This window comes from Halioglobus sp. HI00S01, from assembly GCF_001635445.1.
Lineage (GTDB): Bacteria > Pseudomonadota > Gammaproteobacteria > Pseudomonadales > Halieaceae > Halioglobus > Halioglobus japonicus.
Genome location: NZ_LWEE01000015.1, coordinates 139,005 through 151,810, shown reverse-complemented (window position 1 = coordinate 151,810; position 12,806 = coordinate 139,005). Strand labels below are relative to the sequence as shown.

At 57.9% G+C, this 12,806-nt stretch carries 11 protein-coding genes; 7 read left to right on the top strand and 4 right to left on the bottom strand.

The features are described 5' to 3' along the window. The first annotated feature begins 9 nt into the window (after nt 1–9). From prfB to A3709_RS03715, 3 genes are all read left to right on the top strand, one after another. A protein-coding gene (gene prfB / locus A3709_RS03725; protein ID WP_156507558.1) for a peptide chain release factor 2 occupies nt 10–1,108 on the top strand; the annotation gives its coding sequence in 2 pieces (ribosomal slippage) (nt 10–84 and nt 86–1,108; 1,098 coding nt in all). Between the two features lie 11 nt (nt 1,109–1,119). Further along, nucleotides 1,120–2,613, top strand: coding sequence for a lysine--tRNA ligase (lysS, locus tag A3709_RS03720; protein WP_066050258.1), 1,494 nt, complete (start codon nt 1,120–1,122; stop codon nt 2,611–2,613). A gap of 78 nt (nt 2,614–2,691) precedes the next feature. Continuing rightward, nucleotides 2,692–3,270 (top strand): hypothetical protein, encoded by a 579-nt coding sequence (locus tag A3709_RS03715; protein ID WP_082849869.1) that lies wholly within the window; start codon nt 2,692–2,694, stop codon nt 3,268–3,270. On the opposite strand, the gene A3709_RS03710 is transcribed toward A3709_RS03715, so the two are convergent. The 3 genes from A3709_RS03710 to A3709_RS03700 are packed head-to-tail and all read right to left on the bottom strand — an operon-like array spanning nt 3,221 to nt 6,577. Next, on the bottom strand, nt 3,221–4,750 hold the full coding sequence (locus A3709_RS03710; protein ID WP_066050256.1) for a HAMP domain-containing sensor histidine kinase: 1,530 nt from the start codon (nt 4,748–4,750) through the stop codon (nt 3,221–3,223). The two genes, A3709_RS03715 and A3709_RS03710, sit on opposite strands and share 50 nt — an antisense overlap. A 4-nt stretch (nt 4,751–4,754) precedes the next feature. Next, nucleotides 4,755–5,135 carry a response regulator gene (locus A3709_RS03705; protein WP_066050254.1) on the bottom strand — a complete coding sequence of 127 codons (381 nt, stop codon included), beginning with the start codon at nt 5,133–5,135 and terminating at the stop codon, nt 4,755–4,757. Next, nucleotides 5,132–6,577, bottom strand: coding sequence for an adenylate/guanylate cyclase domain-containing protein (locus A3709_RS03700; protein WP_082849868.1), 1,446 nt, complete (start codon nt 6,575–6,577; stop codon nt 5,132–5,134). Before A3709_RS03700 ends, A3709_RS03705 begins: the two co-directional genes overlap by 4 nt. A 188-nt stretch (nt 6,578–6,765) precedes the next feature. On the opposite strand from A3709_RS03700, the gene A3709_RS03695 reads away from it, so the two are divergent. Beyond that, a complete protein-coding gene (locus tag A3709_RS03695; protein ID WP_066050251.1) occupies nt 6,766–7,413 on the top strand; it encodes a Crp/Fnr family transcriptional regulator in 648 nt (215 codons plus the stop codon). Nucleotides 7,414–7,713: 300 nt separating this feature from the next. Here A3709_RS03695 and xseA read toward each other — a convergent pair whose 3' ends face one another. Continuing rightward, nucleotides 7,714–9,087, bottom strand: a complete 1,374-nt coding sequence (xseA, locus tag A3709_RS03690; RefSeq protein ID WP_066050248.1) for an exodeoxyribonuclease VII large subunit — start codon at nt 9,085–9,087, stop codon at nt 7,714–7,716. Between the two features lie 81 nt (nt 9,088–9,168). On the opposite strand from xseA, the gene guaB reads away from it, so the two are divergent. The 3 genes from guaB (at nt 9,169) to A3709_RS03675 (ending at nt 12,776) form a co-directional block, all read left to right on the top strand. Then, nucleotides 9,169–10,638, top strand: coding sequence for an IMP dehydrogenase (guaB, locus tag A3709_RS03685; protein ID WP_066050246.1), 1,470 nt, complete (start codon nt 9,169–9,171; stop codon nt 10,636–10,638). An 81-nt stretch (nt 10,639–10,719) separates the two neighbouring features. Further along, nucleotides 10,720–12,297, top strand: a complete 1,578-nt coding sequence (gene guaA, locus A3709_RS03680) for a glutamine-hydrolyzing GMP synthase (protein ID WP_066050243.1) — start codon at nt 10,720–10,722, stop codon at nt 12,295–12,297. Nucleotides 12,298–12,299: 2 nt separating this feature from the next. Beyond that, nucleotides 12,300–12,776, top strand: coding sequence for a hypothetical protein (locus tag A3709_RS03675; protein ID WP_066050240.1), 477 nt, complete (start codon nt 12,300–12,302; stop codon nt 12,774–12,776). Nucleotides 12,777–12,806: the final 30 nt, after the last annotated feature.

The following is a 12,806-nucleotide window of genomic DNA, read 5'->3' as shown; positions in this document are numbered from 1 at the left end:
CGACAAGACATGCTTGAAATCAACCCCCTGAACCAGAAGCTCAAAGATATCGAGGCGCGTACTGACGTGCTTAGGGGGTATCTTTGACTTCGCCAATCGAAAGGATCGACTGGCAGAGGTAGAACTCGAACTGGCTGAGCCCAGCGTTTGGGATGATCCCGCGCGCGCTCAGGAACTGGGGCGGGAGCGCTCCTCCCTGGAAGCCATTGTCCACACGATTGAAGGCCTGGACAGTGGTCGCGGCGATGCCGCCGATCTGCTGGAGATGGCCGCCGCTGAGGACGACGAAGAAACCGTTGCCGAAGTGGAGGCAGACATTGAAGCGATGCTGAGCCAGCTGGAGAAGCTGGAATTTCGGCGCATGTTCAGCGGCGAGATGGACGCCAACAACGCCTACGTCGACATCCAGGCAGGCTCCGGCGGTACCGAGGCCCAGGACTGGGCCGAAATGCTGCTGCGTATGTACCTGCGCTGGGCCGATGACAAGGGCTTCAAGGCAGAGCTGGTGGAATGCAGTGCCGGTGAAGTCGCGGGGATTAAGAGTGCCACCATTTATATAGAAGGTGAGTACGCCTTTGGCTGGGTGCGCACTGAGATCGGCGTGCATCGTCTGGTACGCAAGTCACCCTTCGATTCCGGCAATCGTCGCCACACCTCGTTTACGGCGGTATTTGCCTCGCCGGAAATCGACGACAATATTGAGATCGAAATTGATCCCTCCGACGTGCGCACGGATACCTACCGCGCCTCCGGTGCAGGCGGTCAGCACGTCAACAAAACGGATTCGGCGGTGCGCCTGACGCATGAGCCCAGCGGCATTGTGGTGCAGTGCCAGAGCCAGCGCTCCCAGCACCAGAACCGGGACAAGGCCTGGCAAATGCTACGTGCCAAGCTGTATGAGCAGGAAGTGATGAAACGCCAGGAGGCGGCCCAGGCCAGCGAAGACAGTAAGTCGGACATTGGTTGGGGCAGCCAGATCCGCTCCTATGTGTTGGATGACTCACGGGTGAAGGACCTGCGCACCGGCGTTGAAACCAGTAATACCCAGGCGGTACTCGACGGCAGTATCGACCAGTTTATCGAAGCCTCGCTGAAAAGCGGGCTGTAAGAGTAGAGACCATGAGCGAACAGAACCAGGCTCCGGAAGCCCAGGACGAAAACAAGCTGATTGCAGAGCGTCGTGCCAAGCTCGACGCGATTCGCGAGCAGGGCATTGCCTTCCCCAATGATTTTCAGCGCACAGCCGAGGCAGCGCAGCTGCAGGGCGAGTATGGTGAGTCTTCCAAGGAAGAGCTGGAGGCGGCAGACAAACACTACTCCGTCGCCGGGCGTCTTATTCGCAACCGCGGTGCCTTCCTGTTGATTCAGGACGGTACCGACCAGATTCAGCTGTACGTTGATCGCAAGGGCCTGGACTCACACACCCTGGCATCGATCAAGTCCTGGGATCTCGGCGATATTGTGGCGGCAATCGGTCCTATCCATAAATCCGGCAAGGGTGATCTGTACGTTAATATGCGTGAGGCGCGGCTTCTGACCAAAGCCCTGCGCCCACTGCCCGACAAGTACCATGGCCTGGCTGACCAGGAGATGCGTTACCGCCAGCGCTACGTCGATCTCATCGTTAACGAAGAGTCGCGCAACGTCTTTCGCACGCGCTCCAAGATCATCGCATTTATCCGCAACTACATGATGGATCGCGGCTTCATGGAAGTTGAAACCCCCATGATGCAGGTGATTCCCGGCGGTGCGACTGCGCGTCCGTTCGTGACTCACCACAACGCGCTGGATCAGGACATGTACCTGCGCATTGCCCCGGAGTTGTACCTCAAGCGCCTGACCGTGGGTGGTTTCGAGAAGGTTTTCGAAATCAACCGCAGTTTCCGCAACGAGGGTCTGTCCACCCGGCACAACCCCGAGTTCACCATGCTTGAGTACTACTGGGCCTATGGCGCGTATGAAGATGCCATGGATCTCACCGAGGATATGCTGCGCAAGCTCACCCTCGACGTACTGGGTTCAACCACCGTCGAGTATCAGGGCAACAGCTACGATTTCTCCCAGCCGTTTACACGCCTGTCGGTGTTCGATTCGATTCTGAAGTACAACCCCGAGATTTCCGCCGAGCAACTGGCGGATGAGGCCGGTGCGCGCGAGATTGCCAAAGGCCTGGGTATTGAACTCAAGGATATCTGGGGCCTGGGTAAGGTGCAGATCGAGATCTTCGAGAAGACGGTAGAGCACCTGCTCGACCAGCCCACCTTTATTACCCGTTACCCGACCGAAGTGTCGCCGCTGTCGCGTCGCAACGATGACGATCCGTTCGTCACCGACCGCTTCGAGTTCTTTGTCGGTGGCCGCGAACTGGCTAATGGCTTCTCTGAGTTGAATGACCCGGAAGACCAGGCCGAGCGTTTTCTCGCCCAGGTGGCGGAGAAAGATGCGGGCGATGACGAGGCCATGCACTACGACGCAGATTATATTCGCGCCCTGGAATATGGCCTGCCGCCTACCGTGGGCGAAGGCATTGGTATCGATCGCCTGGTGATGTTCTTGACCGACTCGCCCTCGATCCGCGATGTGCTGCTATTCCCACATATGCGGCCTGAGTGAGGAGATTTCTCCACAAATAGTGCTCAGAGCCGATGTAATACGCTACACTCCCCCGAACTTGAATTCACCGGGGAGTGTGTGTTGTCACCCACATCCAGAGTACTGATTGTCGTCGCTGCCGCGGGCCTGCTGCAGGCCTGTGCCCAGGCGCCCGAAGCGCCGGCGCCGGTGACCCCGGTCGATCCCTCCGAAATCACGCTTAATTTGCCCGATCAACAGACCTGTGATTGCGCCGCCCCCGAACCGGTAAGCCTCGATTTTCTCGAGAAGGGCTATGTCGAGCTGGCAGAAGGGCGCCATGCTGAGGCGATGGAGTACTTCAATCGTTACCTGCGTATGGAGACCTCACGCACCGCAGGCTGGGAGGCAGAGGTCGCGATTGCCTTCGTGTATGCATTGCGTGAAAGCCCCCTGTACGACGCTGATGCTGCGCGCAAATCCTATCGTGACCTGCGCAAGGAAGATTGGCAGGCCATGGAATTACACCCGCAAACCCAGCTGGCCCGACAGGCCCTGGAAGGTTTTCTCAAGGCCGAACAGGAGCGCCGTGAGCTGACCGCCCAGAACAAACAGTTGCAGGAAGATCTGGTGAAGCGCGAAGAGGCGCTCAAGCGGTTGCGAGAGCTAACTCTGGGTCGGACGGGATCAACACAGTAAAGGTTGACCCTTTTCCAGGCTCGCTTTCCACGCGAATCTCACCACCCATCAGTTCACAGAAATCTCGGCAGATAGAGAGTCCCAGGCCGGTGCCACCGAACTGGGCCGTCGTGGAAGAATCCGCCTGAATAAACGCCTCGAATACGCGGCTCTGCTGAGCGGCGTCCATCCCGATGCCGGTATCGGTAACCGCAATTTCCACCCAGCCCGGGCGATCGCGCGGCACCCTGGCACTGACGCTGATACGGCCGTTCTCGGTGAACTTGCAGGCATTACCCAGCAGGTTGGTAAAAATCTGCCGGAACTTGTTGGCGTCGTTGTATAGCGTGGGCAGGCCACTGAAATCGGGTTTATCTAGCGTATTATTCTGGCTGCGCAGCTGGGGCCTGATTGCATCGCAGGCCTGATCGAGAAGCTCACCGGGCTCAAACGTCTGGCGATGCAGTGACATCTTGCCGGTCTCAATTTTGGACAGGTCGAGAATATCGTTGATCAGGGTCAGCAGCTGGCGCCCGGAGCGGATGATTTTCTCCAGATCCTGTTGGAACTGGGCGCGATTCACCTCGGCCTCGTCCGAAAGCTCGTCGTGGAGCATTTCCGAGTAGCCGATAATCGCATTGAGCGGCGTGCGCAGTTCGTGCGAGACATTGGCAAGGAAAATACTCTTGGCCGCATTGGCCTCGTCAGCCGCATCGCGCGCCTTGCTCACGTCGTACATGGCATTGCGCAACTTCTCCGACATGTCGTTAAAGGCCTTGGCCAGATCGCCCAGCTCACCGGAATCGACAATTTCTTCAATACGATAGGAGAGGTCGCCTGCGCCGATGCGCTCGGTGCCGCGCTTGAGTCGTTTCAGGGAGCGGTTGGTGTAGCGCACCAGGAAGAAACCGAGTGTGGCCGTGAGGAAGATCGAGGCAATAAAGCCTATCACTGTGATGCGGTCAGTCAGGGCAATAGTGCGGTCGATAATCGCCGCGCGCTGTTCGGCAATAAAGGTCTGGCGGGCCTCCAGTTCCTTCAGACGCTCGCTGGCTTCGAGATAGGGAAGGGGATCGTCGACATCGGCGCTGAAATCAGGATCGTTGTAATTGCGATAAAACGCTCGCCACTCGTCCAGCAGTGAGCTGCTGGATTCTTCCAGGCGTTCATAGTTAATGCGCGTGACATCATGACTCAGCCGGCCGAGCTTGCCGATGCGATCTTCAATTTCGTCTACCTGTGCCACCGCCTGTTCGATTTCCGTATCGTCGAACTGGTCGCTGGTGTTCTCGCGAATAGTGGAGAGCACCTGAATGCGCTGGCGCTGGTCGTTGAGCATCTGCTCAATTTCCGTCGACAGGCGCGCCGCCGCCACCGAACTGCGGTAGGCGCTCATACTTTCGTTCCGGGCGTAGGAGCCCCAGAAGTGGGTGCCGACGTTCACGGCGAACAGCACCAGAATCGTGACCAGGGAGAGGGTGAGTCGTCTGCGCAGGCTCATCGTGTCAGTTGCCGGTCTCGCTCAGCGATTCAATTTTTGCCAGCAGGCCCGGAAAATCGACGGGTTTGGTGGCGTAGTCGTCGCAACCGGCATCCATGGCCTGTTGCCGGTCGGCCTCGCTGGCGTGAGCGGTCAGGGCAATAATCGGGATGTGCTTGATCGAATCATCCTCACGCGCGGTCCGGCAGGCGGTCCAGCCATCCATGATCGGCAGGTTCATATCCATGAGTACTACCCGTGGCTGTGCCGAGCGCATCAGCTCCAGCGCCTGCTGGCCGTCGCCCGCCGGGATGACTTCAACGCCGGCGCGATTCAGCCTGCGAATGAGCATGTCGCGATTGAGTTCGTGGTCCTCGACCAGCAGCACCGGGGCGAGCTTACTCATGGCGCCTCCTCAAGAATCTGGCGAACCCGAACCAACTCATCTATTCCTTTCACCTTCAGTTCCTGGCTGGTGCCGACCCGGTAGTCCCGCGTCAGCGCCTGCAGCGTGCTCTCTGAAATCAGTATTTCTCCGCCGGCCGTGACATCCTCGATGCGCGAGGTGACGTTCATCGGGTGACCCACAAAGCCATACTTGCTGCGTCGCTCGGAGCCAATGTTGCCGGCAATAACGTCGCCGGTATTGAGCGCAACCCCGGTGCTGATCTCCGGAAGTCCGTCTTCCCGGTTGAGGCGGTTGATCTCTTCCATGGCCGCCTGCATTTCCAGCGCGCACTGTACCGCGCGGTCGGCGTCGTCGTCGCGCCGTTGGGGCGCGCCGAATACCGCCAGAATAGCGTCGCCGATAAATTCATCGATAGTGCCGTTGTGGGCCATGATGATATCGGTCATGGCGGCCAGGTAACGGTTGATCAGGGTGACCACCTGGGCGGGCTCCAACTGCTCGCTGATGGTGGTGAAGCTGCGGATGTCCGACATCATGATGGTGACCCTGCGTAGGTCGCCGCCCAGCTCGAGGCCCTCCGGGCGCTCGAGAATGTCGGTGACAATTTCGTCGGACAGGTAGCGGCCAAAGGTAGCGCGAATAAATTTTTCGTTGCGCTCCAATTGCTGGCGATAAAGCTCTTCGCGATCGTGCCAACGTTTGCGCTCGATACCGGCCTTGATGCGTGCCTGCAATAAAATCGGATTGAAAGGCTTGAACAGGTAGTCGTCGGCACCGGCCTCGATGCACTCGATAATGCCCTCCATGTCCTGTCGTCCTGAGATCACAATCACGGGGGTGGCGCGCCACTCCGGATGTTCCTTGATCCGGCGCAACACCTCACGGCCATCCAGGTCAGGCATCATCAGATCCAGTAGCACTACATCCACATCGGCCTGGTCGAGGGTTTGCAGAGCCTCTTCGCCGCCGGCAGCCGTTACCACGATATGACCGGAGCGCGACAGATAGCGAGCTACAAGCTCGCGATTTTCCTGCAGGTCATCAACGGCGAGTATGAAGCCAGGGTCGCTGGCAATCATGCGCTGCTCAGCTGCCGGGGCCTGCTCCACCGGCTCATCATTGTGGGCGGTGTGTACCGCGCTCAGCAATCGTGACAGGGCCGCGTCGAGCTCGGTGTATTGCGAGCCGAGATCTTCGCGCAGCAATTCGGCATAGCCACGAATCGCTGCTAGTACATTCATCAGGTCATGGCGATTGATGTCGGCGGCGGCAAGTTGCTCATTGAGGCGATCGGCGCCGTCGAACAGACGGGAAAAATCGTCCAGGGCCTCCTCGCTAAGGGCACTGTGTAAGCGTTTGTAATGCTCGCGCAAATCGGCCATTGCGCGCAGCAGGTGGTCGCTCCACTGAGTACTTGTCTGGCTTGAGCCCTGGCTCACAGGCGTTCCTTATGGTTAAGGGTGTCCAGTATAAATTGTGAATCGGATTGAGGAAACGGAGTTTTTGTTCGTCTCAGCGTTAAGGTCAGGGTGTTTTTTTGGCCGAAAAGTGCGCTTTTAATAGAAACATAGGTTACTATTGTCTGCATAGCTTTTAGGGACAAGCTAAGCAAGGAACCGGTTACGCAATGTTGCAGCAAGTTGAAATCTTTGAGGGGCTCTCAGCAGAAGAATTGGAGGCGCTCGCTGCGAGCAGCACCAGTCGATCCTTCCCCAAGAATACCGTCGTGATCCACGAGAACGATCCTGCCGACTCGCTGTTCGTCATCGAGACTGGCAAGGTCAAGGTTTACTGCTCGGACAAGAACGGCAAAGAATTCATTATGAACACCCAGGGCGCCGGCGATTATTTCGGCGAGCTGGCTCTGCTCGATGACTCCACCCGCTCTGCTTCAGTGCGCACGGTCGAGAAGTCCTCTTTCTGCATCATCTACAAGGAAGACTTCAACCGTGTCCTCGACGAGCATCCCAACATTGGCCGCCAGCTGGTTAAGAATCTCGCCGCGCGCGTCCGCAAACTGACCGCCGATGTTAAGAGCCTCGCCCTGCAGGATGTCTACGGCCGTGTTGCCAACGTGCTGATGGATCTCTCGGAAGAGCGCGGTGACGGCACGCTCTACATCCCCGAGAAGCTCACGCAGCAGGATATCGCCGACCGCGTCGGTGCCTCCCGCGAGATGGTTGCCCGCATTCTCAAGGATCTCACCATCGGTGAGTACATCCGCTTTGAGGGTCGCCATATCATTATAAATACCCGGTTGCCGGCTAAGTACTGAGTTAGCCGTAGCCGATAAAAGCCCCGGTCTGTTAAGCAGGTCGGGGCTTTTTTGTTGTGCTCTAGAATGGCCGATGCATGCGTCTGTTCAGGCCTTCTGAAACCACTACAAGCACATCCGTGTGGTCGTTTCGGCGTCCCGGAACGCCGGCCGCGCCATCCCTGCCTCCCGACGATTTCGGAAGGACCCTCCTGCTTCTGCCCCCTCCTACCGTCCTAAACCCTGATAAATCATGAGCTGTTCTAGGGGGGTAGGTATACGAGTTCTCACTCCCGGAGGGTTGAGAAAACGACAAACGAATCAAGAGTCCTTTTCAGAAACCGAGTCGACAGTGACCTCAAGGCTCCCCGACGCCAACCGGGTCGTCAGCGAAGTGCCTTTTGCAACCGAGGATGCGTCTGTGACGACCTTGCCGTCGGCGTCAGTGACAATGGCGTATCCGCGGGCCAGGGTGGCCAGTGGGCTGAGTGAGTCGAGCATTTGCGCCAGGTGGGCGAGGCGATTGCGGGCGTCGGCCAGTTTGGTTTGCATGGCGCCTTCCAGGCGCTGTTGGCTGACGGTCAGGTCTTTCTGCATTTGCTGGATGCGGGGTAGTGGTGAATTCGCGTGCAGCCGCGATTCCAGCAGTGCCAACTCGTTCTTTTTGCGGGCCAGCAGGTTTTTCTGGGCGAGGATGAGGCGTTGTTCCAGGTCGTCCAGACGCTGCGATTGCTCGCGCAGTTGGGCGCCAGGGTGCTTCAGGCGGGCGCGCAGGTGATCTAGTCGAGTCTGGGCGTCGGCCAGTTTGCGGCGCATCAGGCGTACCAGGTCCGCTTCCAGCTTTTTCAGGCGCGCCATTTGCTCGCGCTGATCCGGGCTCAGCATCTCGGCGGCGGCCGAGGGGGTGGGGGCGCGCTGGTCGGCCACCATGTCGGCGATGGAAAAATCCACCTCGTGGCCCACCGCGGAGACAATCGGCAGTTTGCTGGCGGCAATTGCCCGGGCCACGATCTCCTCATTAAAGGCCCAGAGGTCCTCCAGCGAACCGCCGCCGCGGCCGACGATGAGCGCGTCGAGCTGGACGTCGCCCGCTTCGTGGAGGCGATTGGCGCGCTCAATGGCAGCGACAATTTCCGGAGCGGCGCTTTCGCCCTGTACGGCCACCGGCAGAATGCTGACCTCAATCGCGGGGCAGCGGCGTTCCAGAACCGTGAGAATGTCGTGGATGGCGGCACCAGTGGGGGACGTGATGACGCCCAGATGAGACACGCTTTCCGGCAGCTGCTGCTTGCGATCGGCGTCGAACAGGCCCTCTGCCAGGAGTTTGGCTTTAAGCTTTTCGAAGGCCGCCTGCAGTGCACCGGCACCGGCCAGCTCCATGTGTTCGGCAATCAGCTGGAATTCCCCGCGCCCCTCGTAGAGCGAAACCCGGCAGCGCAGGCGGATATGGTCGCCATTTTCCGGGCGGAAGCGCAGGCGCTGGTTGCGGCCACGGAACATGGCGCAGCGTACCTGGGCATTGCCGTCTTTTAGCGAGAAGTACCAGTGGCCGGAGGAGGGGGCCGCGAAGTTGCTGATCTCGCCCTCGACCCAGACAAAGTCAAAATGGCTCTCCAGCAGTGAACGGGCCTGGCGATTGAGCTGGCTGACCGTCAGCGTGACCGGTTCCGGGGCGTTGTTAAAAGGGTTCGACAAGTTGTACTTCTATTTACGGGAGGGACACCAAAGTTTTATAATTGCACGTTTACCTCAACCCCGCCAGCCGGAGACCCTCCTATGTTGCGAATTGCCCAGGAAGCCCTCACTTTCGACGATGTACTGCTGCTGCCCGGGTACTCGGAGGTCGTCGCAACCGATGTCTCACTGAAGTCCCGCCTCACCCGCGAAATTGAGCTCAATATCCCGCTGATTTCCGCCGCCATGGATACCGTTACCGAGCACCGCCTGGCCATTGCCATGGCCCAGGAAGGCGGTATCGGCATTATCCACAAGAGCATGACCATTGAGGAGCAGGCTGAACAGGTCCGCCGGGTCAAGAAGTTCGAAAGCGGTGTTGTTAAGGATCCCATTACGATTCAACAGTCAGCCACGATTTCAGAGCTGCTACAGCTGACCAATTCACACGGTATTTCCGGGGTGCCGGTACTCAATGGCGAAGATCTGGTCGGTATTGTGACCCGCCGCGATCTGCGCTTTGAATCAGATCACACCAAGCTGGTCTCCGATATCATGACGCCCCGCGAGAAGCTGGTTACCGTCAAAGAAGGGGCGAGTTCTGCCGAAGTACAGGGCCTGCTGCACCAGCACCGGATCGAGAAGATCCTGGTGGTGAACGACAATTTTGACCTGTGCGGCATGATTACCGTGAAGGACTTCGACAAGGCCGAGAGCTTTCCGAACGCCTGTAAGGATTCCTACGGTCAGCTCCGCGTGGGCGCCTCGGTCGGCACCAGTCCCGATACTGATGACCGGGTCGCAGCGCTGATCGGTGCGGGCGTGGACGTGCTCGTGGTGGATACCGCCCACGGGCACTCCAAGAATGTGATTGAACGCGTGCGCATGATCAAGGATGCCTATCCCTCGATTCAGGTGATCGGCGGCAACATTGCCACGGGTACCGCGGCAATAGCGCTCGCGGATGCCGGCGCAGATGCGGTCAAGGTGGGTATCGGCCCCGGTTCTATTTGTACAACTCGAATTGTCACCGGTATCGGTGTACCGCAGATCTCCGCTATCGCCAATGTGGCCGAAGCCCTCGCAGATCGCGATGTACCGCTAATTGCCGACGGTGGCATCCGCTTCTCGGGTGACATCGCCAAGGCCTATGTCGCCGGTGCGCACTCGGTGATGATGGGTAGCATGTTCGCCGGTACCGAAGAGGCGCCGGGCGAAGTCGAGCTCTATCAGGGGCGTACCTATAAGGCATATCGCGGTATGGGGTCACTCGGCGCCATGTCCCAGACCCAGGGGTCCTCGGACCGCTACTTCCAGGATTCCAGCAAGGGCGCTGAGAAGCTGGTGCCCGAGGGCATTGAAGGTCGGGTACCTTACAAGGGTCCGGTGACAGCCATTATTCACCAGCTGATGGGTGGCGTGCGTGCTGCCATGGGCTACACCGGCAGTGTCGATATGGAAACCATGCGTTCCCGCCCCGAGTTTGCCCGGGTCACTGCAGCGGGCATGTCAGAGAGCCATGTCCACGATGTGTCGATTACCAAAGAAGCACCGAATTATCCGGTGCGCTAAATCACGGGGCCTGCGGGCCCCATTTTGTTTGTGGCCTATCACGCCTGATGTCGTGGCCAGAATGAATAAACAGGAAGCAGCATGAGCGCAGATATTCACGCCCAGAAAATTCTTATCCTCGATTTCGGTTCCCAGTACACCCAGCTGATCGCACGCCGCGTGCGTGAAGTCGGTGTGTATAGCGAGATACGCGCCTGGGACATGAGCGACGAGGACATTCGCGAGTACAACCCCCAGGGCATTATTTTGTCGGGCGGTCCGGAATCCGTGGCGGCCGAGGCATCACCACGGGCACCGGCGCTGGTGTTTGAACTCGGGGTGCCGGTACTCGGTATTTGCTACGGCATGCAAACCATGGCCGAGCAGTTCGGCGGCAGGGTTCAGGGCTCGGATGTATCCGAGTTTGGTTACGCCCAGATTCGCCACGTCGGTAATGGCGGCCTGTTGCACGATATTCGCGACCACATTGATGATCAGGGTCGCGCCCTGATGGATGTGTGGATGAGCCACGGCGACAAGGTGGTTGAGCTGCCAGCCGATTTCGAGCTCACCGCAGAAACCGACAGCTGCCCGATTGCCGGCATGGCCCATAAAGAGAAACCTTTCTTCGGTATCCAGTTCCACCCGGAAGTCACGCATACCCACCAGGGCAAGCGCATCTTTGAGCACTTCGTGCTGGAGCTATGCGGCTGTGAGGTGCTGTGGACGCCGGCCAACATTGTCGAGGATGCCATTGCGCGGGTGCGCGAAACCGTGGGCACCGACAAAGTGCTGCTGGGCTTGTCCGGCGGTGTCGACTCCTCAGTGGTAGCGGCGCTGCTGCACCGGGCTATTGGCGAGCAGTTGACCTGCGTATTTGTGGACAACGGCCTGCTGCGCCTTAACGAGGGAGACGCAGTAATGGAAATGTTCGCCAATAATATGGGGGTGAAGGTCATCCGCGCTGACGCTGAAGATTTGTTCCTCGGCAAGCTGGCGGGCGAGGCGGACCCGGAAGCCAAGCGCAAGATCATCGGCAATACCTTTATCGATGTGTTCGATGCTGAAGCTGCCAAGCTGCAGGATGTGAAGTGGCTGGCACAGGGCACGATTTACCCCGACGTAATTGAGTCCGCAGGCGCCAAGACCGGCAAGGCCCATGTGATCAAATCGCACCACAACGTAGGTGGCCTGCCCGAGGACATGAGCTTCGAGTTGGTAGAGCCGTTGCGCGAATTGTTCAAGGACGAGGTTCGTCAGATCGGTCTTGAGCTGGGCCTGCCCTATGACATGGTGTACCGCCACCCGTTCCCGGGCCCCGGTCTGGGTGTCCGCATACTCGGTGAGGTCAAGAAGGAGTACGCTGACTTGCTGCGTCTGGCGGACGATATCTTCATCAGCGAACTGCACAAATCCGGTTGGTACGAGAAAACCAGCCAGGCATTTGCGGTATTTCTCCCCGTAAAATCGGTGGGTGTGGTCGGCGATGCGCGCCGCTACGAATACGTCATCGCACTGCGTGCCGTTGAAACCGTGGACTTCATGACGGCGCGTTGGGCACACCTGCCCTACGATCTGCTCGAGCACGTGTCGAACCGGATCATCAACGAGATCTCCGGTGTTTCACGGGTGACCTACGACGTCAGCTCCAAGCCGCCTGCGACGATTGAGTGGGAGTAATTATGCGTACGCTAAAAATCAGCACCTATTTAGCAGCAGATTTAGAGACGGTTAAGAGTTATTTAATGACGCCAGCGCTACTCAATTATGTGGTGGCTGGTTTAATGAAATTCCATCCTATCGAACCAAATTTCTTTCCGTCAAAATGGGTTGAGGGGAAGTTCTCTGTAAAAATGTTCGCATTTCATTTTTTACCCATCGGAAAACAAATTGTAGGTATAGAATTTCCACAAAAATCCGATCATTGGGTTCTCAGAGATAATGGAAGTGGTTCTATAGCAAAAACTTGGGATCATCTAATTTTTTTAGAATCGGAGGGAGGCGGAACTCGATATACAGATGAGGTTTCTATCGATGCTGGTCTTTTCACATTACCAATCTATATCTACGCATTCATTTTTTACTCCTATAGACAAATGCGATGGCGGAAACTAGTAAATCTCAATTTTAGGCCTCTGAATGATCAACTAATCGAGTAGATGTTGCGGGGAAATGGTAGAAAACTGAAA